Raw genomic sequence first — 24,293 nt, forward strand, 5'->3', positions numbered from 1 at the left:
CACGGCGCAAATAAGATAAATGAATTGCACCCTATATCGTGCATTCACCGAGGTGATAATCTACACTCGCGTGCTCGGCCCCGAATACGCTCCAGATGTTAGACTGTTCCGTTAAAACCCCCTGTATTGGCGTCTGCTCCACCGGCATCGGCGACACCGTGTGTCGCGGCTGTAAACGCTTCAGTCACGAGGTGATTCACTGGAACAGCTACAGCCCGGAGCAGAAGCGTGTTATCGATGACCGGCTGGCGGGGTTTTTGTCCCAGTGCGTGGCAAACAAGCTGCGCATTACCGACAAATCCCTCCTCAGGTGGCAGTTGCAGGTGCAGAACGTGCGCCATGAGGAACATCACGACGAGTACTGTTGGGTATTCAGCCTGCTCAAGGCCGGGGCAGGGCAGATAGACAGCACCCGCGACTTCGGCTTTGAGGTCGACTTGCATTATCGCCAGCTTTCCCTGGTCGAACTGCGCGAACAGATCGATGCCGAGTACCTGGTGCTTTCGCAGGCCCATTATGATCGCTACATTGCCGTGCCAGACCTGTTTGCCGGGACCACCGAATGAGTAACAACGTCGATATCGGGCCGATACTGGATTTCCTCCACTGCCCGACGCCCGGGGCATGGGTGGATTGGGCGTTGGAAAACCCCGATATTTTGCTGGTCGATCACGCCAATTGCGAAAAGAAGGCTGCATCCACGGCACTTAACCTGATGTATCGCTACGTGGAGCATCACACGCTGCTCAACAGACTTTCACGCCTGGCGCGGGAGGAATTGCGCCATTTCGAGCAGGTGATTGCCATTATGCACCGGCGCGGCGTGCCTTATCCGCAGATTGCCGCCGCCCGTTATGCGGGAGAATTGCGCAAGCCGGTGCGTACCCACGAGCCCGGCAAGCTGATCGACACTCTGATCGTTGGCGCTATCATCGAGGCCCGTTCCTGCGAGCGGTTCGCCTGTATTGCCCCTGCGCTCGATGAGGAACTGGCAGGATTTTACCGTTCGCTGCTGAAATCCGAGTCGCGGCACTTTGCCGACTATCTCAAGCTGGCCAGGGAGGTGGGATCGGCAGAGGAGGTGGAGCAGCGGCTGCCGGTATTCCTGGCGCTGGAACGGCAACTGATCGAATCACCGGACCTGGAGTTTCGTTTTCACAGCGGGGTGCCGCAGTGATCCAGGCGTCGATTTTGCTTAAATATAAAACTACAACCTATTGATTTATAACAAAATCAATAAGCTCTAAACTGCTTGAAGTGGCCTCGATGTACCAACCCCTGGTGTCCCAGTCACCGAGGACCAGGCGTTCACCATTGGCGACCTGGTGTCGTCCCGGGCGGTGGGTGTGGCCGTGAATCATCAGGATGACATCCGCCTCGAGCATCACCCGATCCACCTCAGAGGGGGTCACGTCCATGATGTCCTCGGCCTTGTTGGAGCTGGCGACCTTGCTGGCCGCGCGCAACCGGGCGGCCAGGGCGCGGCGCTCCGCCAACGGGCTGGCCATTAACTCCGCCTGCCATAGGGGGCTGCGGACCATGGCGCGAAATTTCATGTATTCGGCATCGCCGGTGCACAGGCTGTCCCCGTGCAGCAACAGGGTCGGTCGGCCATAGAGGTTGATCGGAGTCGGGTCCGGTAGCAGGGTGGCGCCCACGGAGGCGCAGAAATCCTCTCCCAGCAGGAAGTCGCGGTTGCCGACCATCAGGTACAGTGCGGGTCCGGCGGCGGTAAACCCCCGGAACAGGTCGGCGATCTCGCGGGCCAGCGGCGAATCATCGTCGTCGCCTACCCAGGCCTCGAAGATATCCCCGAGGATGTACAGTGCATCGCAATCGCTGTTCTGGTGCAGGAAGTTCGCCAGGGCCGCGGTGACCGCAGGCCTGGCAGGATCCAGATGAAGGTCCGAGATGAAGAGGGTGCGGGACACTTAGTCGGCGACGACTTCCACGGTCTCGATGATCACGGGATCGGTGGGAACATCCTGGTGGCCGCCGGAGGAGCCGGTGGGTACGGCGCGGATCTTGTCCAGCACCTCGGAGCCCTCGATGACCTTGCCAAAGACGGTATAGCCCCAGCCCTGCATGTTCTTGCCCGAGTGATTGAGGAAATCGTTGTCCTTCACGTTGATGAAGAACTGGGCAGTGGCCGAGTGCGGGTCCATGGTGCGGGCCATGGCAATGGTGCCGAAATCGTTCTTGAGGCCATTGTCAGCCTCGTTCTCGACGGGCTCGCCAGTGGGTTTTTGCTGCATGTCGGTGTCGAAGCCACCGCCCTGGATCATGAAATTGTCGATGACGCGGTGGAAGATGGTGCCGTCATAAAAGCCGTCGCGGGCGTAATTGAGGAAGTTTTCCACGGTCTTGGGCGCTTTTTCAGCATCCAGTTCCAGTTTGATGTCACCGAAAGTGGTGCGAATGATAACCATATGTTCGTCCCTGTGGGTCTTTGTCTAGCGGGTCGGCAATAATACGGACTTTTACCGCGCAGGAAAACAACATTAGCGCCAATCAGTGGGACATTTGCGGGCTGATTCACAAAGACAATAGCAATTTGCTTAAAGCATCCCCGGTTCGCGGCTATAATACGCGCCTTTTGCCCACTCAGGCCCTGTAGGATTTATGGAAACAACCCCTGCCAGCAACTTTTTGCAGACTATTATCAGTGATGACCTGGCCAGCGGCCGGGTGACGGAGGTCGTCACCCGGTTCCCGCCGGAGCCCAACGGCTACCTGCATATCGGCCATGCCAAGTCGATCAGTGTCAATTTCGGGCTTGCCGAGGCCAATGGTGGGCGCTGCAACCTGCGCTTTGACGACACCAATCCCGAGAAAGAGAGCCAGGAATTTATCGAATCCATCCAGGCGGATGTGCGCTGGTTGGGCTATCAATGGGACGGGGAGGTGCGCTTTGCCTCCGCCTATTTCCAGCAGCTGTATGACTGGGCTGTGTACCTGGTAGAGCAGGGGCAGGCCTACGTCTGTGATCTCAATGCCGAGCAGGCGCGTGAATATCGCGGCACCCTGACCGAGCCGGGGCGGAACAGCCCCTACCGGGAGCGCAGTGTGGAGGAAAACCTGGACCTGTTGGGGCGGATGAAAGCCGGGGAGTTCGGTGAGGGCGAGAAGGTACTGCGGGCCAAAATCGATATGGCCTCACCGAATATGAACATGCGCGACCCGATTCTCTATCGCATTCGCAAGGTCGCGCATCACCAGACCGGCACGGACTGGGTGATATATCCGACCTACGACTTTGCCCACGGCCAGGAAGATGCGATTGAGGGTGTGACTCACTCGATCTGCACCCTGGAGTTTGAGGACCACAGACCCCTGTACGACTGGTTTATCGACAACCTGCCGGTGCAGAGCCGTCCGCGCCAGTATGAGTTCGGTCGCCTCAATCCCAGTTTCACCATTACCAGCAAGCGCAAGCTGAAAATGCTGGTAGATGGGGGCGTTGTCGCTGGCTGGGATGATCCGCGCATGCCCACTGTGTCCGGGATGCGTCGACGCGGCTATACCCCGGCCGCCATTCGTAAGTTCTGTGACATGATCGGCACTACCCGTTCCGACGGCGTGGTCGACGTGGCCATGCTGGAGTTTGCCATTCGCGAGGACCTCAACGAGAATGCGCCCCGTGCCATGGCGGTGATCAATCCGTTGAAGCTGGTGCTGACAGATTATCCGGAAGATAAACTGGAAGAGTTGACCGCCCCTCACCACCCCTCCCGGGAAGAATTGGGTGAGCGCCTGTTGCCCTTCACCCGGGAGATTTATATCGACGCCGACGACTTCCGCGAGGAAGCCAACAAGAAGTACAAGCGGCTGGTGCTGGGCAAGCGGGTGCGCTTGCGTAACGCCTACGTGATCGAGGCGGACGAGGTGATCAAGGATGCCGACGGCAATGTTGTCGAGGTGCATGCCCACACCATTGCCAATACCATTGGCGAAAATCCGGAGGACGGCATCAAGCCCAAGGGCGTGATCCAGTGGGTGTCCGCCAGCCACGGCAAGCAGGCGGAAGTGCGGCTCTATGACCGGCTGTTCAGCCATGAGTCGCCGGACCGTGCGGAAGGTGACTTCATGGATCACCTGAATCCCGAGTCACTGCGGGTTGTCGAGGGCGCCTGGGTTGAACCTTCGCTGGTCAATGCCCAGCCCGAGCAGGGCTTCCAGTTCGAGCGCGAGGGCTACTTCGTGGCGGACCGGTTCGACCACAGTGCCGACAAGCCGGTGTTTAACAAAACCATTGGCCTGCGCGATACCTGGAATGACTGAGCGTAATCGACCCACGGCATTCCCGCGCACTCCAGGGTGCCTTCTCTTGCGCTTGCAGCGCAATTCAACTTGCAGGCGGGAACCCAGATACCCCCGGGGACAGAAGCAATGCCATTAAAAATCTACAACACCATGAGCGGCGACAAAGAGCTGTTCGAGCCCCTGGTGCCTGACACCGTCACCATGTATGTCTGCGGCCCCACGGTCTACAACCTGGCCCATATCGGCAACGCCCGTCCGGTGGTCGTGTTCGATACCCTGTTCCGCCTGCTGCAGACCCATTACAGCAAGGTGATCTACGCCCGCAATATCACCGACGTGGACGACAAGATCATCGCTGCGGCAAAGGAGGGTGATCGCAGCATCGAATCGGTGACCGGGGAGTACACCGCCAAGTACCGTGAAGACATGGCGGCTCTCAACGCGCTGCCGCCCACCCTGGAGCCCCACGCCACCCACAACATCGACGCCATGATCGAGTTGACGCGTACCCTGATAGAAAAAGGCCACGCCTATGAATCCCAGGGCCATGTGCTGTTTGCGGTGGAGTCCATGGAGGACTACGGCAAGCTGTCTGGTCGCTCACTGGACGACATGCTGGCGGGAGCGCGGGTCGAGGTGGCGGACTACAAGCGCCACCCGGGGGATTTTGTGCTGTGGAAGCCGGCGGACGACGCCGATCCGGGCTGGGACAGCCCCTGGGGTCGCGGCCGTCCCGGCTGGCATCTGGAGTGCTCCGCCATGATTCGCGCCCACCTGGGCGAGACTATCGATATTCACGGTGGCGGCCGCGACCTGATCTTTCCCCACCATGAGAATGAAATCGCCCAGAGCCGCTGCGCCCATGGTGGCGACTATGTGCGCTACTGGATGCACAACGCCTACCTGGATATCGACGGCGAAAAGATGTCCAAGTCGCTGGGTAACTTCCGCACCGTGCGCGACCTGCTCAAGAGCTACCGGGGCGAGGTATTGCGCTTTGCGCTGCTGTCCGCCCACTATCGCTCGCCGCTCAACTTCTCCGCTGAATTGCTGGACCAGGCCCAGTCTACCCTGGACAGCCTGTACGGCACGCTGCGGGAGGTGGAGGACATCGAACTGGATATGGAAGTACCGCTTGCCGATGAGGCCTTCTACCAGGCCCTGAACGACGATCTCAATACGCCGGTGGCGATTGCCGAGGTTCACGCTCTGGCCAAGCAACTCAACAAGGCCACGGACGACGACAAACCCGCACTCAAGGCGAGGATGATTGCCGCCGGCAATCTGCTGGGTATTCTCGGCCAGGATCCGGAGGAGTGGCTGCAGGATGCGGGCTCTGACGAGGCCATCTCCGCCGGGGAGATTGAGGCATTGATCCAGGCGCGCGCCGCTGCCAAGGCCGACAAGGACTACGCCCGCGCCGACCAGATTCGTCAGGACCTGCTGGCCCAGGGAGTGGTGCTGGAGGATTCCCGGGAGGGAACCAAGTGGAAGCGGGCATAGAGAGCTGCCGGTTCAATACCGGCTCATAATCGTCAGCCCCGCGCGGGCGGGAATCCCGCTTCCCGGCTCATAGTCGTCATTCCCGCGCAGGCGGGGGATCCCGCTTCCCGACTGATAGTCGTCATTCCCGCGCAGGCGGGGGATCCCGCTTCCCGGCTGATAGTCGTCATTCCCGCGCGGGCGGGGGATCCCGCTTCCCGGCTCATAGTCGTCATTCCCGCGCAGGCGGGAATCCAGTGACATCAGCAATTACACTGGATCCCCGCCTGCGCGGGGATGACGGTCAGGTTAGTCTGCGGGGATGACGGTCAGGTTAGTCTGCGGGGATGACGGTCAGGTTAGTCTGCGGGGATGACGGCCAGGTTAGTCTGCGGGAATGACGGCCAGGTTCGTCAGCGAGGACCTGGTGCGTAAAACAGCCAGGGTGGGGATGTTGCCAGACACAAGGCCTGGCGCCCGGAAAACCCTTGCGAACGTGCCCCGGGCTTAGCCCAGGCTCTTCTCTCCGGACTCGACACTCTGGTAGATCAGGGTGTTGATCGTCATCGGGCCCACACCACCGGGGACCGGCGTGTAAGCCGAGGCCTTTTCGGTCAGGGCAGACAGTTCAATGTCACCAACCCCCCCGGGGTGGTAACCCGCATCGACCACCACGGCCCCTTCCTTGACCCAGTCCGCCTTGATGAACTCGGGTTTGCCGACCGCCCCGACCAGGATGTCTGCCTGCGCAACCAGTGCCGGCAGATCCCGGGTGCGGGAATGGCAGATGGTCACCGTGGCATTTTTCTGCAGCAACATCATGGCCATGGGTTTGCCGAGGATGGGCGAGCGGCCAACCACCACCGCGTGCTTGCCTTCGATCTCCACCCCGTAGTGATCCAGCATGCGCATGATGCCCTGGGGCGTGGCGCAGCCGTAGGCGTCCTCGCCCATGGCCATGCGACCGAAACCGAGGCAGGTCACGCCGTCGACATCCTTCTCGAGGGCGATGGCGTCAAAGCAGGCGCGCTCATCGACCTGCGGGGGCACGGGATGTTGCAGCAAAATACCGTGGACATCCGGATTGCTGTTGAGCTCATCAATTTTCGCCAGCAGTTCTTCGGTGGTGGTCGAGGAGGGCATCTCCACGGCGAGTGAGTCCATGCCCACCCGGCGGCAGGCATTTCCCTTCATTTTGACGTAGGTCGCGGATGCGGGATCATCGCCCACCAGGATGGTGGCGAGAATCGGGGTTTTGCCACCGGACTTCTGTTTCAGTTTTTCCACCCGCGCCAGTAATTCGGACTCGGTCTGGGCAGCGAGCGACTTACCATCAAGTACCTGTGCAGACATCAACGTGTTCCTTTCGATCGGAGGATTGAACAAGCGCGCCATTGTCCCAGAAGGGAGGCGTCAGTGAAAGCCATCTCACCCCGCCGGGCAGCTGATGTCTGCAAGTAACCGTTCGCCTCCAGGGCCCGATCCAACAGGCATTGGGCGCCCGCCATGGGGTGTAAAAAACGCCCGCCAATCCTATAATGAGCGTTGACGCCCAACCGGCGGGTGAGTATCATGCGCGCTCCTGAAATCAGGGGCCGTCTAGCGCCACTGTGGGAATCGTCGGGGTATAGCGCAGTCTGGTAGCGCGCCTGCTTTGGGAGCAGGATGTCGGGAGTTCGAATCTCTCTACCCCGACCAACTTTCCAGCCACACGGAAAGTCGAATGATTGAATCAGGACCAGCGATGGTGGCCGTAGCTCATCAGGTAGAGCACCGGATTGTGGCTCCGGAGGTGGCGGGTTCGAGACCCGTCGGCCACCCCATCTTCTCGACGACAGGTCGAGCCTTCCCCGGGGGTATAGCTCAGTTGGATAGAGCAACGGCCTTCTAAGCCGTGGGTCGAGGGTTCGAATCCTTCTACCCCCGCCATTTTCATCCGGGTCTGTACCGGAGACATCCTTTACAGATCACACAGGACATAAGGCATTATGTCGGCGGCGTCACTGTGCGTTAGCTGTCCACGCAAAGATAACGCAGCAACAGGTTGACCAGCTCCTTCCTGAAACTCTCCTGCGCCAGCAGCTCCGGTTCATCTGAACTTGCCGATAGTAATACACCCGACAAGGTGTGGGAGGCGATGCGGCTGAGGCGCTTGATGTCACTTCCCCTCAATCGCTCCCGGTGTCGTTCCAGTAATTCACACAGCCATTCATCCCATCCGGGGTAACTTTGTGAAATCTGCATTTCGTTAATCTGCCGGTGGATGTCAAAACTGTGTTGATAGGCCTTGTAGAACGCCGGGTCCATGCGGTGAAGCATGAGCCGTTGCTCGACCTCCATGTCGACGATTGCCGCCAGCGTGTCTTCCAGTGATACCCGTGAAAGCCGATCGATCTCGCCAAAGCGTTTTATCGCCGTGTCCTGGTACTGCTGGATTTGCTGCTGGAAGACGTCCGCGAGTACCGCTTCCTTGTTGGGGAAATACTGATAGAACGAGGCGATGTTAATGCCCGCCACGTCAGCGATACGCTGGGTAGTCAGTTCCCCGGCGCCTTCGTCCTCGAGTATTTTCAGGCAGGCCTGTTGAATGGCGGAAACCAGCATCACGGAACGGGATTGCTTGGGCCGTTTTCGCGGCTGCGGGAGATCGGGCTTAACCATGGGAATGTAAGGAGCGTCTCATTGTCGCCAGAATGCGTAACAAATCATCATATATATCAAAAAGATAGACAAGCGGGTTAGTTCTTTTAATGCCAGTTGTTGCAGCCAGTGCAGAACATTTATGCTGGTGGTACAACTGATAGGCCCCGGGGGTCGGCTGCAGCGACGGCCCGGGGTTTACCTGCTAGGGAGATCAGGCATGGGTGAACTCGATGGCCGCGTGGCTTTCATAACCGGGGCAAGTCGCGGCATTGGCCGGGCCATCGCGATGCGTTTCGCCGCCGAGGGTGCCGCAGTGGTGCTGTGTGCTTCCCGACTGGGTGCCCACGGCGAGCTCGAGGGAACACTCCAGGGGACTGTCGATGCCATTGTCTCGACGGGCGGCAGGGCCGCGCCCCTGGCTTGCGACCTGTCGGACCCCGATGCACGGTCAGACCTGATCGCCCGCGCGAGCGAGCACTTTGGCGCGGTGGATGTTCTGGTCAATAACGCCGCTCGAGCGGATTATGAGTTACCCAGCATGAATGCTTCCTCCTCTCGCAATCGCGTATTCGACCTCAACGTCAATGTGCCCATAGAACTTTTGCAGCAAGCCCTGCCGGGAATGCGGGAAAAGGGCGGAGGGTGGTGCCTGAACATATCCAGCCGGACTGCGGAGCGGGTAGAACCGCCTTACCCTGACTCGAAAATGGCTGCCCATGTGATCGGGCCTTACGGCGCAAGCAAGGCAGCGCTCAACCGCTATACGCAGGCATTGGCGGACGAACTGGCGGATGAAAATATTTTCGTCAATGCCCTGGCCCCCAACAACATTGTGCTTACCAGTGTGGGTGAGGCCGTAGAGGCCATAGCCAGGCGCCGCCCGGACATGGTCGAACCGGTTGAAATGATGGCGGAGGCTGCCCTGGAACTGTGCACTGCCCGTCACGTCGGTGAAGTGGTCTACAGTCGTAATATTGTGCATGCCACCGGACGCGAGCTGCATGATCTCAGTGGCCGCAACGTTATTGGGGATGCATTCACGCCAGTTGGGCTCTAGGAGACATTCCAATGCTCGATTTGACAGGAAAAACCGCCCTGGTGACCGGGGCAGGAAGCGGAATGGGCCTGGGTATCGCCCACCAGCTGTCGAGCCAGGGTGCGCACGTTATCGTCAATGACATTGTGGCGGCGAAGGCGGAGTCGGGCGCCGAGCAAATCATTGCCCGGGGCTGCATGGCGAGTGCCAGTGTCTGGGATGTTACCGACGCCGATGCGGTGAAAGCCAGTATCGGCAATCTGGAAGACTCTTTCGGCGCTATTGACATTCTGGTCAACAATGCCGGGAACGCCGGCGCGGTCGACATGGTGCAGGCAGCGTTCAGGGACTCGGTACCCGAAAACTGGCGTAAATTTGTCGACGTCAATTTGTACGGCGTAATGCACTGTACGCATGCGGTACTGCCCGGCATGTGTGAGCGGGGCTGGGGCCGGGTGATCACCATCTCCTCGGCGGCGGGCCGGACCGGGTTGAACATTGGTGTCTCCGTATACGGCGCTGCAAAAGCGGGATCCATCAATTTGATGCGGCACATTTCCCAGGAGGTCGGCAGGCATGGCGTTACCTGCAACGCCATAGCGCTGGGTCTGATGGATACGGTGCCCGAGGAATTTGCCAGGCACATTATCCCGTCCATTCCCTGTGGTCGGCTGGGGACAGCGGAAGATGCGGGGTATATGACGGGCTTTCTCGCGTCAGAGGAGGCTGGCTGGATTACCGGCCAGCTGTTCTGTGTCGACGGTGGCGCGGCGCCATTTTGAATGTCTGGCTGTCTGTCATTAACACTATCTTGGGAGTGCACCATGTTATTAGAGAATAAAGTCGGCCTGGTCACCGGTGGTGGTGATGGCATTGGTCGGGCAACATCCATCGCCTTTGCCAAAGATGGCGCGCGGGTGGTGATCGCCGATGTCCGGATGGATAAAGCCAATGAGACCTTGGACTTGATTACTGCAGCCGGTGGCGAGGCCATAGCGGTCAACGCTGACGTCTCCCAGGCCGGTGATGTCAAAGCCATGGTTGAGGCTGCGCTGGATACCTGGGGAACGCTGGATTGTGTATCCAACAACGCCGCCGGCGGGGTAACGTTTGCCATGCTTACGGACATGCGGGAGGAAGACTGGGATCGCATCCAGTCCATCTGTTTGCGGGGTGTCTGGCTGTGCCTCAAGTATCAAATACCCGCCATGCTGAAAACCGGGGGTGGCGCGATAGTCAACATAGCGTCGTTATCCGGAGTGCGCGGGGAGGCGATGCAATCGCCCTACAGCGCAGCCAAGGGGGGAGTTATCGCCTTGACCCGAACTGCAGCAGCCGAGTGGGCGCGCGATGGTATCCGGATAAATGCGGTGAACCCCGGCGGGATTCTCACCGAAGGCATCAGGCATTACTTTGCCAAGGTCCCCGGAGCTCAGGAAAAAACCGAGGCGGTGCATGCGATGCGGCGCCTGGGAAAACCTGAAGAGGTTGCGGATGCCGTGTGCTACCTGGTCTCAGACCGGGCGTCGTTTATTACCGGCACGACGCTGGATGTCGATGGCGGCATCATGGTCAACCCGCACACTCTTTGAGCAGGCCTCTGTCGCGGCTTGTCCGGGTGGCGCAGTCTGCCGGCGATTGGGCAACGGGTCTGCTGCCAAAATGTAAGTGAATGTTGCGAACATCGTTTTTACCGTAAAAAAGCTTTAAAAAACATATAGATACAGTATTCTCCCGGGTCGATAACGCCAGTTGTCCGGCTGTTCTGCTCCGGCTAACCTGTGCCCATGTACTTTGATATTGACTATTGGTGGCGCGTTGTTCGCCACGTCTGGGGATTGCGGGGCTGGGATGGTCGCACTCGCATGTTGCTGCGCCTGTTGGTGCTGGTTCCTCTGCTGAGCCTTTTTCACGGCATCTGCTTCCTGCTGGATTACCTGGTGTTCTGGCGCCTGTGGTCGCAGAAGGTTGAACAGCCGGTATTCATTGTCGGTCACGGCCGCTCCGGCACCACCCTCATGCACCGTCTGATGAGCGCTGATGGTGACCGCTTCAGCTATTTCCTCTACTGGGAGATGTTTTTCCCCTCCCTGCTGCAGAAAAAAATGATCCGTGGCCTTGGCCGTATTGACGCGAACCTGTTTGGCGGCTTCATGCATCGCAGACTCAAGGCCTGGGACGACAGGACCTTCGGCCCCTACCGTCACATGCACAATATGAGCCTGTGGATTGCCGAGGAAGACTGTTTTGCGATGGGCGCAGCTTTTGTCAGCCAGCAGTGGTCGCTGGAAATCCCGATGATGGACGTGGTGGACTTTTTTCACCTGGACCAGATGCCTGAAAAACGCAAACGCTGGATGGGCCACTACCGGCAGTTGGTCAAGCGCCAGTTGTTGCTCAATGGCGGCGACAAGATTCATCTGGCCAAGAATCCCCTCATGAGCGGCTGGGTTGATTCCATCATTGAGGAGTTTCCGGATGCCCGCATCGTGGTGATGATGCGCGATCCCGGGGAGTGCATACCGAGCTGTCTGAAGCTTGTGGCGCTGAGCTGGAAGGGCCGGGGTTGGGAGCAAGCCGACTACGAGCAATCCCTGGATATCCTGACGGAGATATCCATCGACACCTTCCACAACCCGAAACGGGTGCTGGCGGCGCATCCAGAAACCCCGCAGATTGTCGTGGACTATCGCGAACTGACCGGTGCGCCCCGGGAGACCCTGCACGCGGTGTATCGGGCCCTGGGCATGTCGGTCACGGAGGAGTTCGACCGATGGCTAATCGCCCAGGCGGAACGGGAAAAGAAACACCACAGCAAGTTCGAGTACAGCCTTGGGGAGTTCCGGCTCTCCGGCGAAGAGATCCACCGGCGGCTGGCTGATTTTTACCAGGTTTATGGGTGGCCGACAGTGACAGTAATTGACGAGGTGAAAGAAAAAAGATCATGACACACAGGGCTGAAGACTCGAAAGAGGCAGAACTGGCATTGAGGTCCGCGTTCGACGACTTACTGGGCGAGCTGCAAGTGGCGCGCGACACCATCGACGATCCCGGCTGTTTCCCGCCGCAGCCTACCGACCGGAACCTGGCTGAAGGCTATCGTTACCTGACGGGATTCATGCATCATGCCATTGAGCGATGCTTCCACGATGACCCGGATTTCCCCGCGTTTCGCAACGCACTTTCGGTGGTTAACAAGTCGACGATTGATAATAGCGATGCCATTTATTTTTACGCGGGTATCGATGGCCGCAAGCGCTACCGGATCCGTGGAAACGCGGGTAACCATAGCCATTGGCAGGGAAAAGCCCGCAGTGGCGAAGGGCCGTTTGCCCCACAGTACCTGATATTCGAAGTGACCACTGGTCCGCTGTCCGGAGATACCGGCAACCTCCGGGAACTCACGCCGGGCCAGCGGGTCGGTTTTGGTACGGTGGATTCTTCCCGACTCATGGTTCAGGATGACGGGTCTTTCGAACTGCTTCTGGCGCCTGAGAAGCCTGTTGGCTATGAGGGCAATTTTATCTGCACCCGCAAGGATCCGGGTAAGCGCAATCCCGAGGGGGATGATCGATACGCCGAGTTCATCAGCGGCCGGCAGCTTTTTTACGACTGGGAGCAGGAAGAGGCCATTCATCTGGAGATCGAATGTCTTGATACCGCTGGCAGCCATCCAGCGCCTCTGACTGCAGAGAAAGTAGCGGCTAACCTGCGCACCATGGGCGCTATTGTCCGCGGCCAGATGCGCTTCTGGCTGCAGTTTTACGATGTCGTATTGAATTGCAATCAAACCCACGACAGCGCAGGCCGTCCCTACGCGATGCCGGTCAATGCCTACAACGCACCCAACGCGGCCTCGGGTGATACCGGAGGCGGTATGAGCACCAATATCTACGCCGGCGGTATTTACGACCTCGCAGAAGATGAAGCGCTGTATATAGAAGCAGAATTTAGCGGCAACCCGGTCTATACCAGTATGCACCTGGGCAACCTGTGGGGTGAGTCGCCGGACTACGCCAATCACCAGAGTAGCCTGAATCTGTCGCAGATGCATATCGGCGCCGACGGCAAACAACGCTGGGTGGTTGCCCACCGCGATCCGGGGGTGCAGAACTGGGTCGATACCACCGGCTTGCCCCGCGGCTACCTAAGCCATCGCTGGGCCTACCCGGAATTGCCGCCGAAAGAGCAGTGGCCGACGATATCCTGCCGGGTGATTCCCTTTGCTGAAATACAGGCTGCCTTTCCGCCAGACCAGCCAACGATGACGCCGGAGCAGAGGCGCCAGGAGATTCGTAAACGCCAGCGACACGTGCAAAGGCGTTACCGGGTTTTCTAGTTTCCAGGCGGTCCGCTTTATCTCGGTGCTTTTCAGTCGCTGGCAGTGAAATCCAGACGCTGACGGGGTCTGTTGTTGCTGATGGTTTAACCTGTTTCACCGCCGAATCGCGGCGTCGGGTTATAATTGCGCGGAGACCGGCGACTGGCCGGTTCTTATTCGCCTTCAACAGTGACCAGCATCAAAGACGCCCGCTATGAACCCAACGGATTATCCGAGCTTGACAGCCAACCCGTCCGCATTCCAACCGTTCACGTTGGGCCCGATCACCCTGCGTAACCGGTTCATCAAATCGGGAGCGAACGAGGGCATGTGCCTGGAGGGGCGTCCCACCGCAGCGCTGGTCAATCACCACCGGGAACTGGCCGCCGGCGGGGTTGGCATGACCACAGTGGCCTATATGGCCGTGTCCAGCGTGGGGCGTACCCTCCCTAACCAGACCTGGATGCGCCGGGAAATCCTGCCCGACTTACGTGCGCTGACCGATGCGGTACACGGCGAGGGCGCGGCGATTTCCGCCCAGATTACTCACGGTGGTTCCTTCGTCACCGGCATGCACGTGAGAGGCCGCTTGATAAGTGCCTCTTCCGGACTCAATCCGGCCGGATTGATGAAAGCCAACTTCCTGCAGCGGAAGATGAATGAATCCGATATGGACCGCGTGACGGACGAGTTTGTGGAGGCCGCGAAGCTGGCGCGTGAGGCGGGCTTTGACGCGGTGGAGATTCACATGGGTCACGGTTACCTGCTGAACCAGTTTATCTCGCCCATGAGTAACCGGCGCAGCGATGAGTACGGCGGTAGTGCGGAAAATCGAGCACGTTTCCCGGCCCGGGTGCTCGCCGCCGTGCGCGACGCAGTGGGTGACGATATCGCGGTACTGGCCAAAATCAATGTCGCTGACGGCCCCAGCCGCGGGGCTACGGTCGAAGACGGTATTGTTACTGCGAAGGTCCTGCAGGAAGCCGGTGCCCATATGCTGGTGTTGTCGGGCGGGCGCAATGTGGAATCGACCTGGTTCATGTTTGGCAGCAATATGAACCGGGAGGAAATTATCAAGGTGATGAAACTGATCGGAGATCGCCTCGGCGCTTTCATGATGAAGGTTGCCGCCGCCTCCGAGCGCAAGATTGAGTTTCGTGAAATGTACTTCCGCGACTACTCGCAAAAGATTCGCGCCGCGGTGGACCTGCCCCTGGCTTATCTCGGTGGCGTCAAGTCACTGGACAATGTGGAAACTGCCATGGCGGATGGATTCGATGCCGTGGTGCTGGCGCGGGCGCTGCTGCGCGACCCGGACCTCGTAACGCAGTTCAGAAACGGCACCATGCGCCAGTCGCGCTGTGACAACTGCAACGCCTGCGTGGCTTATATCTATCACCCGGACGGCACTCGCTGTATCCATCGAGGCGCGAACGACCCGCAGGCCAACAGGGTCTTCGCCTCCGATTGGCAATCCGTGGGGCGCTGAGGCTGCCACGACCTTATTGTTTCAGTCTCGCGATCGCCGCGGCAGCCAGTTCGTCATCCGCCGGGTTCTCTGGCATGGGGAAGGTAATGCGGCGGGCAAGACCGCCGTAACGGGATCGATAGATTCGGGCGATGTCATCGTAAGTCCCTCTCGGTACGAACTTTTCAAGCATCTCGTCGGTGATGATATTCGGCATTTCCTGCCAGTTACCGGCACGCGTCATATCCAGCAATTGCTGGCCCTTGTCCTGCCACCCGAATAATTCCAGGCTGGGCCAGTAGGCCGGCGTGGAATAGAGAAAGCCCAGCAGGTTGCGCTGCTTCTCCCACTCTACAGCGACGCTTGCCTCGTCCCTGCCCGTCGCGGTCAACGGGCCGAGCAGTAACCTGAAGTCGTCGCCGGATCTGCAGGCCTTGTCAAATCCATCCTGCAGGCGTGGCAGGCAGACCTCGCGAATGTATTGTGGAGGCGTATTGGTGGGATGGGTAATCATGCCGTCGGCAATGCGGCCCACCATGCGGGTCATGGCCGGGCCGACGGCACCGCAGAGGATCGGGATATCCGGGTGATCAATCGGGCCGGGGTTAAAAAAGGGCTGCAGCCGGGTCAGGCGATAGTGCTCGCCCTCAAAACTGAGGCGCTCACCGGTCTGGAAGCTGTGGAATATTGCCTTGATAGTCTGCACGTACTCGCGCATTTGCGGAACAGGGGAGTCCCAGCGAGCGGAATAGCGCTGCTCGATATTCTGTTTTATCTGGGTACCCAGGCCCAGTTCGAAGCGCCCCCCGGACATTTTCTGCAGGTCCCAACTGGCAATGGCGGTAATCATCGGGCTCCGTGGGAACGCCAGCAGGACGCCGGTGCCCACTATCAGCGTTTCGGTCGCGGCCAGGGCCATGGCGGACAGCAGCAGTCCGTCATGGATGGCGTCGGGTACCTGCAGCCCGTCGAAGCCCATCGCCTCTGCCCGCAGGGCGTGGGCGCCGATGTCTCCCGGCCCCATGTCTTCCGGGGTAGCAGCGAATACCTGAAACATGACTTGCCTCCTGGCTTTATTGGCAGCTAAACTGATTATAAGATAAACTTATTAAATGGAGTTTGCAATGGCCAGCGTGCAAAGACATGAGATAGGGCAGCTGTTGATGCTCACCCTGCAGGACTTTCAGCGGCGGCTTGATGAGGATCTGGCAGGTGCGGGTTTTCCCGGTATTCGCTACCGCCACCGGGCGCTGTTTATGCATCTGGATCGGCACGGGGCGAGCCGCAGTGTCGATCTCGCGAAGGCCGCCGGCATTCGTCCGCAGTCGATGATGAAAATCGTGCACGAACTTGAGGGGCTTGGTCTGATCTCTCGCCGGACTGATCCAGCGGATTCCCGGGCTAAACTGATTGAGTTCACCGGGTTAGGGCGGCGCCTGATTGAACAACTGACCCGGTCGACCGAACGGGTGTGGGCGCAGTATGCGGCGCTGTTTGGTGAAAGTCAGTTGAATCAGTTAATGGCGTCGCTGGATGCCCTGCTGACCCTGAGTCAAAACCAGAGGGGAAAAGCATGAGTACAAAAGTTGCATTCATTACCGGCGCCAGTCGCGGTATTGGCGCGGAAGCGGCGGTAGCGCTGGCCCGGCGAGGCTATCGGGTGGCCATCACGGCGCGAACGCTGGGGGACGGAGAGCAGCATGACCACATGGGTAGCGATGCGCCACTGCCCGGCAGCCTTGAAGCCACCGCCGCCGCAGTCAGGGCAGCGGGCGGCGAAGCGCTGTGCCTGCGGGCAGACATTCTCGATGAACAGAGTGTCGTCGATGCGGCGCTGGAAGCGACAGCCCGTTTCGGCGCTGTCGATTTGTTGTTTAACAACGCCGTTTATCAGGGCCCAGGCAACCAGGAGCCAGTGCTTGCGGTGACCCGGGAACAACTGAATTGCATCTACCAGGGTAATGTATTCACGCCACTGGCACTGGTGCGAACCCTGTTGCCGGGGATGCTGGAACGGGGCCAGGGCACCATCATCAATATGGTGTCTTATACCGCATTCCATAATCCCCCGGCAGCGGCTGATCAGGGCGGCTGGAGTTTTGGCTATCCGTCTTCCAAGGCTGCACTCGCCCGTATGGCAGGTGCCCTGCGGGTCGAACACGCCGACAGCGGCCTGCGGTTTTTCAATATCGAGCCGGGTACCGTGATCACAGAAGTGATGAAGGCTGCCGGCATGACCGAGGAACTGATGGCTCGCTTCAAACCGTGTACACCCCAGGCGATTGCGGCCGTAGTCGCCTGGCTGGCGGATAATGAGCCGCTGGCCGAGTGGCAGCCGGAGCAGACACTGGCGGCGCCGGCGATCGCCAAACAACTGGACCTGCTGCGGGTCCCCTCACTGCTGGGAGAGTGACTTGAACAAGGTATTACTGGAAAAACACGACGGCTACGCCATTGTGACCCTCAATCGCCCGGACGAGATGAATGCCCTGTCACGGGAATTGCGCGCCCATTTTGTGACAGCCTTTGCCGAGTGCGCCCGGGATGAAGCGATTCGCGTGGTTATTCTGACTGGTCGCGGTCGGGCCTTCTGCGCCGGGTTTGATCTGAAGGAGCTGGCCAGCAGTGGCACCGATGCCTCCGAAGAGGCGGACAACAGTATGGCGCGGGCCATGGAGTCTTTTAAAGGGCCGATCATCGGCGCGGTCAATGGTCATGCCATTACCGGCGGTTTTGAAATGGCCCTGGCCTGCGATGTCCTGATCGCCTCGGACAAGGCGCGTTTTGCCGATACCCATGCCCGTGTCGGTATCCTGCCCGGGTGGGGACTGAGCCAGAAACTGCCCCGGCTGATCGGCATCTCCCGGGCCAAGGAAATCGCCTTTACCGGCTCCCCGGTATTTGCCCGGCAGGCCTATGAGTGGGGCCTGGTCAACCATGTGGTTCCCGAGAACGAACTGATGCCGCGGGCGATAGCCATGGCGGAGGAGATGTGTCGTTGCGTGCCCGAGATCCTTGCCCGGTACAAGCCACTGATTGATGAGGGGTTCTGCAAGCCCCTCGACGAGGCGTTGCGCTGGGAGGAGGCGTTGTCCATTGACTCGGCCCGGCAGGCCATGGCGCATCTGATTGCCCAGCGCCGGGAGCAGGTCATCAGCCAGGGGCGCCGCGAAAAAGAATAGCGCCAGCCCGGGCCGGCCGGGACAGGGTGGTGTCCGGTCGCTAATGCGCCTGCCGAGCCGGCACAATTTTGTCCTGGGTCAATAGTTGTCCCGCTTATACCCGATATCACCCCGCACCGCTTGCTCCCGTGCCGGTCGATCCCTACTATGCGCGCCGGCACCCAGGGGTGCCGCAGGCTTGTCGTCTCGTGCCATGCTGTTGTCGCGGACGGCCATCCTGCTCAGGGCATGTCAGCCCTACACTTTGCAGTAAATCCATAGTGACTGTTTATTTTTACTCCACGGGAGAGTGTTATGAAAAAGTTCGTACCGTTTGTGTTTATCGCTATTATGTCGGGCCTGATCGGCGCCAAGTTTGCCATTGCCGGCGAAGTGTCCGCCCAAGCCGCCGCTAACCAGATGGAACTGCGCAACTAAACCCCGGAACAGCGCACCAGGGGGCTGCGGCCCCCTTTTTTGTGCCCGGGGCTTCAGTCAGTCCCGTAAACTCGCCTCCCCGCCACCCAGGTCTCCAGCACCCGGGTTTTCCAGATGTCGGACTCGGGCATGGTGAAGTAATCTGAATCCACCAGGATAAAGTCGGCGTAATAGCCCGGCGCCAGCCGGCCGATGAGATGCTCCTGGTGCGCGGCGTAGGCGGCGCCCTCGGTGAACAGGTGCAGCGCTTCTGCCCGGGACAGTTTCTGTTCCGGCAGCCAGCCACCGGGAGGTTCGCCGTCCTGTCCCTGCCGGGTGATCGCGGCATACAGGCCGTGGAAGGGATTGGGGTGCTCTACCGGGAAGTCTGACCCACCTGCCATTCGAGTGCCGGCATCGAGCAGGCTTTTCCAGGCGTAAGCCCCTTGCAGCCGGTCGGCACCGACGCGGTCCTCAGCCATGTTCTTGTCGCTGGTGGCGTGGGTCGGTTGTACCGAGGCGATCACGTTCAGCGTGCGGAAACGCGGAATATCCTGCGGACGCAGCACCTGGGCGTGCTCAATGCGATGGCGCAGTCCGGCGGCTGTGTTTTTTGCCAGCAGCGGCTGGTAGAGATCCAGTACCCGCTGGTTGGCCAGATCACCGATGGCGTGGGTGTTCACCTGGTAACCGGCCGCCATGGCCCGATTGATATGGTGTTCCAGTTCCGCATCGGAGAGCAGGAGTAAACCGCGATGTCCGGGTTCATCGCTGTAATCTGCGATCATAGCGGCCCCGCGGGACCCGAGGGCGCCATCGGCGGAAATCTTGACGCTGCGGATGTCCAGCATGTGTGTCGGATCGATGACGGGGCCAGCGGCGAGATAGGGATCGATACCGGCGTCCAGTACATCCAGCATGGGGTAAACGCGAATCGCCAACGCCTGTTTTTCGGCCAGGGCCTGATAGGCTCGTATGGAACGGGCGTCGGAGCGGGCATCGTGGACACTGGTCAGACCATAGCCCGCCAGTTTATCCAGTGCGCGGCGCTGGTATTCGACGACCTGCTGATCGCTGTCGTCTGCGATAACCTGGTTGATCAGGTTCATGGCATTATCGACCAGTACGCCGGTAGCGACACCACTGGCGTCGCGAATAATCTGGCCGCCGGGGGGATCGGACACACTGGCGTCGATACCGGCAAGTTCCAGTGCGGCTGAATTCACCCACAGGGCGTGGCCGTCAATACGTACCAGGGCCACAGGCTGGTCAGGCGCGACCTTGTCCAGTGACTCGCGCGTGGGGAAGGACTTACCGGGCCAAAGCGCCTGGTTCCAGCCGCGACCCAGTATCCAGTCTTTGCTTTCTGTCGCCGCAACCTCCGCCACCCGTGCGCCGGCGGCTTTTTCGCTGGTGACGCCGACCAGGTCAACCTGGCTCAATGACTTGCCGTAACCACCCACATGCCCATGGGCGTCGATCAGGCCGGGGAGGAGGGTGGCGCCACCGCCGTCGATGCGCTCGTTGGCCTTACTGGCTTTGGCAGCCTCCGGGGTTGGATAGACCGCGGTAATTGTGTCGCCCTGGAATTCCAGAGCGGAAAAACGTTCGACCCGCCCGCTGTTGAGGCTGTACCCGGTAACATTATAGAGCAGGGATGTGGATGATGCCGGGGCTGCCAGGGCGGAGGTATTGATCAGGCAAGCCAGCAGTCCCAAAAAGTAAAAACGACTCATGCAAGTTTTTCCTGCGTTGGGTTATCGAGCCAGTATAACGATCATTGCTGTTGATGGCTTCTTTCCACGCCATCGAGAAAGGTATGGGCACTGCTGCTGAGCATGTCATAGACATCGGCCTCCGGCAGAAAAACCGCCAGCTTGCCGTTGATGTTGAGCACGGCCAGGCCATGCGCCAGTGCCCACATCTTTACCGCGAGATCCAGCGCGTCAACGCCGGAGAAGTGTTGCCGCTCACACCAGGCCTGTACCGCTTCCAGGAAAATGCTAAAGCCTGGGCGACTGGCGTTGTCTGAATGCTCATCGGGCAGGTGCTCCTGCTCATTCCACATCAACTGGTAGAACGCAGGCCGGTCAGAGACGTATTGTAAGTAGGTCAGCCCGAGGGCGATGATGCACTCGCGCGTGCCCATTTCATGCCTGTCGCGAGTCTGCAGCACGTTTTCCGCCAGGCCGATAAAGCAGAGATCGGCGACCGCATTGAGCAGGTCATCGCGGTCCTTGAAGTGACGGTAGGGCGCGGCAGCACTCACGCCAGCCCGTTTAGCCGCATCGGAAATGGCAAAGTCCGGACAGCCTGCCTCCTCGATTAATTCGGCCGCAGCAACGATCAGGGCATTGCGCAGGTCGCCGTGGTGGTAATTCCTGCTCATGCTGTGCGGCTTCCCAACCGCTGCAGCAGTGAGAGCGGGTTAGCCATACGAACGCAGAGCAGAAACATGGGAGGCACCAGGAAAAATGAAATTATTGTCGATAACAGTACACCACCGGCAATGGCCATGGCGAACGGTGGCCAGAACTGGCTGCCCTCGAGTATCAGCGGCAGGAATCCGCCGAAAGTCGTCAAGGTGGTTGAAACAATGTGCCTGCTTGAGTCCATGACCACGCTGCGGACGGCGAGGGCGTCGCCCTGCATGGCACTGGTGTTTTGTTGCAGTGCCGTCATGATGATGATGGCTGCGTTGATCGATACACCGATGGAACCGATCACGCCGATCAGCGACATGATGCCAAAGGGATACTGGAAAACCGCCAGCGACAGCAACGACAGCCCCAGCGAACATACACAGACCAGCAACGCCACCGCTGACAGTCGCCAGGAATTAAAGGTCAGCACGATGGTGGCCATGAGCGCAGACAGGATCAGCCCCATGGGAGCCATGATTTTGTTGACCACCTTGGCTCGCTCCTCGGTGTCACCCCCGTAAACCATGTTGTATCCCGGCGGCATGTCGATGGGGTTGCTTTGCAGGTCCGCCATCAGCAGTTTCAGTGCCTCTTCCGGCAAAACCCCGCGGGTAATGTAACCCTGCACAGTATTGACCCGCTGGCCGTTGATGCGGGTGATCGGGCTTTGCGATGGCTCCAGCGCCGGCTTTCCCAGGGCGTTGAGCGGCAACCCGGCCGCAGCGGAGCCGGGGTGTCTGCCGATCGGCAGGCGGATGTCGGCGATCTGGTCCGGAGTACTCCACTCAGCCTCGCTCAGACGTACCCTGACCGGCAGGCGTTCGGTCCCCTCCAGCACCTCTCCGCCCACCTGCCCGCGCAGGGAGTCATTGAGCGCCGCCGCCGCATCGGTCAATTGCAGGTTGGCCAGCCGCAGGCGTTCTTCATCGAGATGAAAGACCACTTTGGGCGCGCCACCAATCAGGGTGGTCGTGGTGTGAATCACATGGGGTGTCTGTTCCATGCGAAAACGGTACTCCTCGCCCAGGCGTTGCAGCACCCGCAGGTTGGCCCCGTGAATCTCGATTTCCAGCGGTGCCGTGACCGGCGGGCCCTGGTAAATACCGCGCACGATAATGCGGGCCTGCGGGTAGTCGCGATCGAGTTCAACCTGCAGTGAGCGGATCAGGTCGTCGGTGGCGCGTTGGTCATTGGTGATAATCAATGCTTCCGCCCAGGATGGAATACCTTCCCTGGAACGGTACATATTGTAGTAGAAGGCTGGCGCACTCTCGCCCAGCGTCCAGTCCACCCGGCGGATCATCGGGTCATTGCGCAGTCGCTGGTCCAGTCTTTCCACCAGCGCGCGGGTATCGTAAATGGAGCGACCGTCAGCCAGTTTTACCTGGATGTACATCTGGTCGCGATCGGTGCCGGGAAAAAATTGCGCGGTAAGCGTGGGAAAGGAGAGAAACCCGGTCACCGGCAGTGCCAGAGCAAGAGCGACCGCCGCCAGCGGATGACGCAAACTCCAGTCCATGGCCTTTACCAGCGCGTTGCCCATCCGTCCGCTGGCCATGCCGCCGGTATACCAGTGGGCGGAAGCTTCGGCCGTGCGGGGCAGCACCCAGGCCGCCAGCACGGGGGTGATGACAATCGCCAGCAGGGTGGAGGTGATCAGCATGATGATGACGGCCGTTGCCACAGCGCCAATGAAATCACCGGCGGGGCCGGGCATGATAGCGATGGGCATGAAGGCGAGAATGGTGGTTACCGCGGAGGCGATCAACGGAATGCGTAATCGCTCAACTGCGCTGGCGATGGCTTTTATGGGTTGTTGACCCTGTAACAGCCGCTTGCGGATCTCGTCGGTCATTACGATGGAGCCGTCTACCAGCAGGCCCAGGGCGACGATGAGGCCAGTAATGGACATCTGGTGGAGCGCCAGCCCCGTGCGTTCCATGACGACGACCGAGATCAGTCCGCACAGCGGCAGGATGACGGCCACTACCACAGCAGCCCGCCAGCCCAGGGTAAACAGGAGCACCATTATGACCAGCACAATACCGATGGCCAGGTTCTTGCTGACGTCAATCAGGCGGCTTTCAGCGTACAGGCTCTGGTCGAAGGTTTTTTCGAAGCGAAGGCTCTCGGGCGCCCCGGCGCTGAAGTCGTCCAGTAATTGCTGGAAGCTGTCCGCCCACCTGTCTACCTGGCGCCCATTCTCCATGGCGACCCCGACGAGTACGCCAGGTCGGCCCTGGATCAGGGCGAGGGTAGGGGGCGGGGTCACGGCGGCCTTATAGACCCGGCCCAGGTCCGAGATGCGGGTGGCACTGCCGCCGGTGGAGGTCACCACGATAACATCGCGGATACGGGTCAGGGAGTCAAAGTCTCCGGCCAGTTCGATCAGCATATCGGTGCGGTCGCCGGAGGCGCGGCCGGAGGAGACCTTGGCATCTGCCGCCCTTAGCGCGGCAGAAACCTGCTGCAGGCTCAGCCCGCGGGCTACCAGAGCGTCCTCGTCAATCTCTACCCGGATTTCCTCTAGCGGCTCGCCGAATATCTCCACGAACTTGGTGCCATCGAGGTTGCGGGCGCGGTCGGCAAACTCCTCCCCGATCCGGCTGATCAGGGCGAGGGGTACCTCTGTTCCAGGGTCGGCGGAGATAGCCACGATGGCGGTGAATGACCGCAGCCGGTCGTTATCGAAGGAGGGCTCGATGACACCGGTGGGGAACTGCGTCGCTGCGTCGCTCATGGCATCGCGTACCTCCGACCATACCCGCTCCAGTTCATCGTTAGCCAATGTGTCGAGGAGACGAATGTTGATGAAGGAGACTCCGGAACTGCTGGTGGACTCCAGCTTGTCCACTTCCGAGATTCTGCGCAGTTGGTCTTCCAGTGGCTTGGTCACCAGCGCCTCCACCCTGTCGGGCGTGGCGCCGGGGTAGAAGGTGGTGACCGTGCCGGCAAAGTTGGTCAGGGTCGGCTCTTCCTGGCGGGGGATGTTCTGGAAGCTGTTCAGGCCGACGGCGACCACACAGATCATGATCAGGGCGAAGTAGCGCGGGTGGCGGTAAATGTAGCGGGCGAACAT

22 protein-coding genes and 3 tRNA genes are annotated in these 24,293 nt (G+C 59.9%); 17 read left to right on the plus strand and 8 right to left on the minus strand.

The genetic code is table 11. The features are described 5' to 3' along the window. Positions 1-95: 95 nt before the first annotated feature. Together E2F43_RS09375 and E2F43_RS09380 are read left to right on the plus strand one after the other, a co-directional pair. On the plus strand, positions 96-566 hold the full coding sequence (locus E2F43_RS09375; protein WP_133211967.1) for a DUF1289 domain-containing protein: 471 nt from the start codon (positions 96-98) through the stop codon (positions 564-566). Next, positions 563-1,177, plus strand: coding sequence for a MiaE family protein (locus E2F43_RS09380; RefSeq protein ID WP_133211968.1), 615 nt, complete (start codon positions 563-565; stop codon positions 1,175-1,177). The genes E2F43_RS09375 and E2F43_RS09380 overlap by 4 nt, the downstream gene beginning before the upstream one ends. Positions 1,178-1,214: 37 nt before the next feature. Here the strand turns inward: E2F43_RS09380 and E2F43_RS09385 are convergent, their stop codons facing one another. Together E2F43_RS09385 and E2F43_RS09390 are read right to left on the minus strand one after the other, a co-directional pair. Beyond that, a complete protein-coding gene (locus tag E2F43_RS09385) occupies positions 1,215-1,931 on the minus strand; it encodes a UDP-2,3-diacylglucosamine diphosphatase (protein ID WP_133211970.1) in 717 nt (238 codons plus the stop codon). Continuing rightward, a complete protein-coding gene (locus tag E2F43_RS09390; protein WP_133211972.1) occupies positions 1,932-2,429 on the minus strand; it encodes a peptidylprolyl isomerase in 498 nt (165 codons plus the stop codon). Positions 2,430-2,622: 193 nt separating this feature from the next. On the opposite strand from E2F43_RS09390, the gene E2F43_RS09395 reads away from it, so the two are divergent. Then, positions 2,623-4,281 carry a glutamine--tRNA ligase/YqeY domain fusion protein gene (locus E2F43_RS09395; RefSeq protein ID WP_133211974.1) on the plus strand — a complete coding sequence of 553 codons (1,659 nt, stop codon included), beginning with the start codon at positions 2,623-2,625 and terminating at the stop codon, positions 4,279-4,281. Positions 4,282-4,389: 108 nt separating this feature from the next. Beyond that, positions 4,390-5,766 carry a cysteine--tRNA ligase gene (cysS, locus tag E2F43_RS09400; RefSeq protein ID WP_133211976.1) on the plus strand — a complete coding sequence of 459 codons (1,377 nt, stop codon included), beginning with the start codon at positions 4,390-4,392 and terminating at the stop codon, positions 5,764-5,766. Positions 5,767-6,252: 486 nt separating this feature from the next. Here cysS and folD read toward each other — a convergent pair whose 3' ends face one another. Then, positions 6,253-7,098 carry a bifunctional methylenetetrahydrofolate dehydrogenase/methenyltetrahydrofolate cyclohydrolase FolD gene (gene folD, locus E2F43_RS09405; RefSeq protein ID WP_133211978.1) on the minus strand — a complete coding sequence of 282 codons (846 nt, stop codon included), beginning with the start codon at positions 7,096-7,098 and terminating at the stop codon, positions 6,253-6,255. Between the two features lie 268 nt (positions 7,099-7,366). On the opposite strand from folD, the gene E2F43_RS09410 reads away from it, so the two are divergent. The 3 genes from E2F43_RS09410 to E2F43_RS09420 all read left to right on the plus strand — a co-directional run bounded on the left by E2F43_RS09410 (position 7,367) and on the right by E2F43_RS09420 (position 7,674). After that, a tRNA-Pro gene (locus E2F43_RS09410) sits at positions 7,367-7,443 on the plus strand. 49 nt (positions 7,444-7,492) lie between these two features. After that, a tRNA-His gene (locus E2F43_RS09415) sits at positions 7,493-7,568 on the plus strand. A 29-nt stretch (positions 7,569-7,597) separates the two neighbouring features. Next, positions 7,598-7,674 (plus strand) — tRNA-Arg (locus E2F43_RS09420). 81 nt (positions 7,675-7,755) lie between these two features. On the opposite strand, the gene E2F43_RS09425 is transcribed toward E2F43_RS09420, so the two are convergent. Then, complete coding sequence (locus tag E2F43_RS09425; protein ID WP_238946884.1) at positions 7,756-8,349, minus strand: TetR/AcrR family transcriptional regulator; 594 nt, start codon at positions 8,347-8,349, stop codon at positions 7,756-7,758. 256 nt (positions 8,350-8,605) lie between these two features. Between E2F43_RS09425 and E2F43_RS09430 the strand changes: the two genes are divergently transcribed. The 6 genes from E2F43_RS09430 to E2F43_RS09455 all read left to right on the plus strand — a co-directional run bounded on the left by E2F43_RS09430 (position 8,606) and on the right by E2F43_RS09455 (position 15,234). Then, complete coding sequence (locus tag E2F43_RS09430) at positions 8,606-9,445, plus strand: SDR family NAD(P)-dependent oxidoreductase (RefSeq protein WP_165954256.1); 840 nt, start codon at positions 8,606-8,608, stop codon at positions 9,443-9,445. Positions 9,446-9,456: 11 nt separating this feature from the next. Then, the gene (locus tag E2F43_RS09435; RefSeq protein ID WP_133211984.1) at positions 9,457-10,206 is read left to right on the plus strand and encodes an SDR family NAD(P)-dependent oxidoreductase; all 750 of its coding nucleotides are present in this window, start codon (positions 9,457-9,459) and stop codon (positions 10,204-10,206) included. 42 nt (positions 10,207-10,248) lie between these two features. Continuing rightward, positions 10,249-11,016, plus strand: coding sequence for a glucose 1-dehydrogenase (locus tag E2F43_RS09440; protein WP_133211986.1), 768 nt, complete (start codon positions 10,249-10,251; stop codon positions 11,014-11,016). A gap of 195 nt (positions 11,017-11,211) precedes the next feature. Further along, positions 11,212-12,372: a sulfotransferase family protein gene (locus E2F43_RS09445; RefSeq protein ID WP_133211988.1), complete on the plus strand. Its 1,161-nt coding sequence runs from the start codon at positions 11,212-11,214 to the stop codon at positions 12,370-12,372. Further along, complete coding sequence (locus E2F43_RS09450; protein WP_133211990.1) at positions 12,369-13,763, plus strand: hypothetical protein; 1,395 nt, start codon at positions 12,369-12,371, stop codon at positions 13,761-13,763. The genes E2F43_RS09445 and E2F43_RS09450 overlap by 4 nt, the downstream gene beginning before the upstream one ends. 220 nt (positions 13,764-13,983) lie before the next feature. Further along, positions 13,984-15,234, plus strand: a complete 1,251-nt coding sequence (locus E2F43_RS09455; RefSeq protein ID WP_238946830.1) for an NADH:flavin oxidoreductase — start codon at positions 13,984-13,986, stop codon at positions 15,232-15,234. Positions 15,235-15,247: 13 nt separating this feature from the next. On the opposite strand, the gene E2F43_RS09460 is transcribed toward E2F43_RS09455, so the two are convergent. Further along, entirely contained in the window at positions 15,248-16,270 is a 1,023-nt protein-coding gene (locus tag E2F43_RS09460) for a TIGR03617 family F420-dependent LLM class oxidoreductase (protein ID WP_133211994.1), read from the minus strand. A 67-nt stretch (positions 16,271-16,337) separates the two neighbouring features. Here E2F43_RS09460 and E2F43_RS09465 point away from each other — a divergent pair, with 67 nt between their 5' ends. The 4 genes from E2F43_RS09465 (at position 16,338) to E2F43_RS19410 (ending at position 18,812) form a co-directional block, all read left to right on the plus strand. After that, positions 16,338-16,790: a MarR family winged helix-turn-helix transcriptional regulator gene (locus E2F43_RS09465; protein WP_165954257.1), complete on the plus strand. Its 453-nt coding sequence runs from the start codon at positions 16,338-16,340 to the stop codon at positions 16,788-16,790. Next, complete coding sequence (locus E2F43_RS09470) at positions 16,787-17,626, plus strand: SDR family NAD(P)-dependent oxidoreductase (RefSeq protein WP_133211998.1); 840 nt, start codon at positions 16,787-16,789, stop codon at positions 17,624-17,626. Before E2F43_RS09465 ends, E2F43_RS09470 begins: the two co-directional genes overlap by 4 nt. Position 17,627: 1 nt before the next feature. After that, positions 17,628-18,395, plus strand: coding sequence for an enoyl-CoA hydratase (locus tag E2F43_RS09475; protein ID WP_238946831.1), 768 nt, complete (start codon positions 17,628-17,630; stop codon positions 18,393-18,395). 294 nt (positions 18,396-18,689) lie between these two features. Next, entirely contained in the window at positions 18,690-18,812 is a 123-nt protein-coding gene (locus E2F43_RS19410; protein ID WP_275259602.1) for a hypothetical protein, read from the plus strand. Between the two features lie 53 nt (positions 18,813-18,865). On the opposite strand, the gene E2F43_RS09480 is transcribed toward E2F43_RS19410, so the two are convergent. From E2F43_RS09480 to E2F43_RS09490, 3 genes are read right to left on the minus strand one after another with little or no spacing between them, the layout of a single operon-like run. Next, positions 18,866-20,527 (minus strand): amidohydrolase, encoded by a 1,662-nt coding sequence (locus tag E2F43_RS09480; RefSeq protein ID WP_133212002.1) that lies wholly within the window; start codon positions 20,525-20,527, stop codon positions 18,866-18,868. Between the two features lie 41 nt (positions 20,528-20,568). Continuing rightward, a complete protein-coding gene (locus E2F43_RS09485; protein ID WP_133212004.1) occupies positions 20,569-21,180 on the minus strand; it encodes a TetR/AcrR family transcriptional regulator in 612 nt (203 codons plus the stop codon). Beyond that, positions 21,177-24,293, minus strand: coding sequence for an efflux RND transporter permease subunit (locus E2F43_RS09490; protein WP_133212006.1), 3,117 nt, complete (start codon positions 24,291-24,293; stop codon positions 21,177-21,179). Before E2F43_RS09490 ends, E2F43_RS09485 begins: the two co-directional genes overlap by 4 nt.

The sequence above is a fragment of the Seongchinamella unica genome, assembly GCF_004354085.1.
GTDB lineage: Bacteria > Pseudomonadota > Gammaproteobacteria > Pseudomonadales > Halieaceae > Halioglobus > Halioglobus unicus.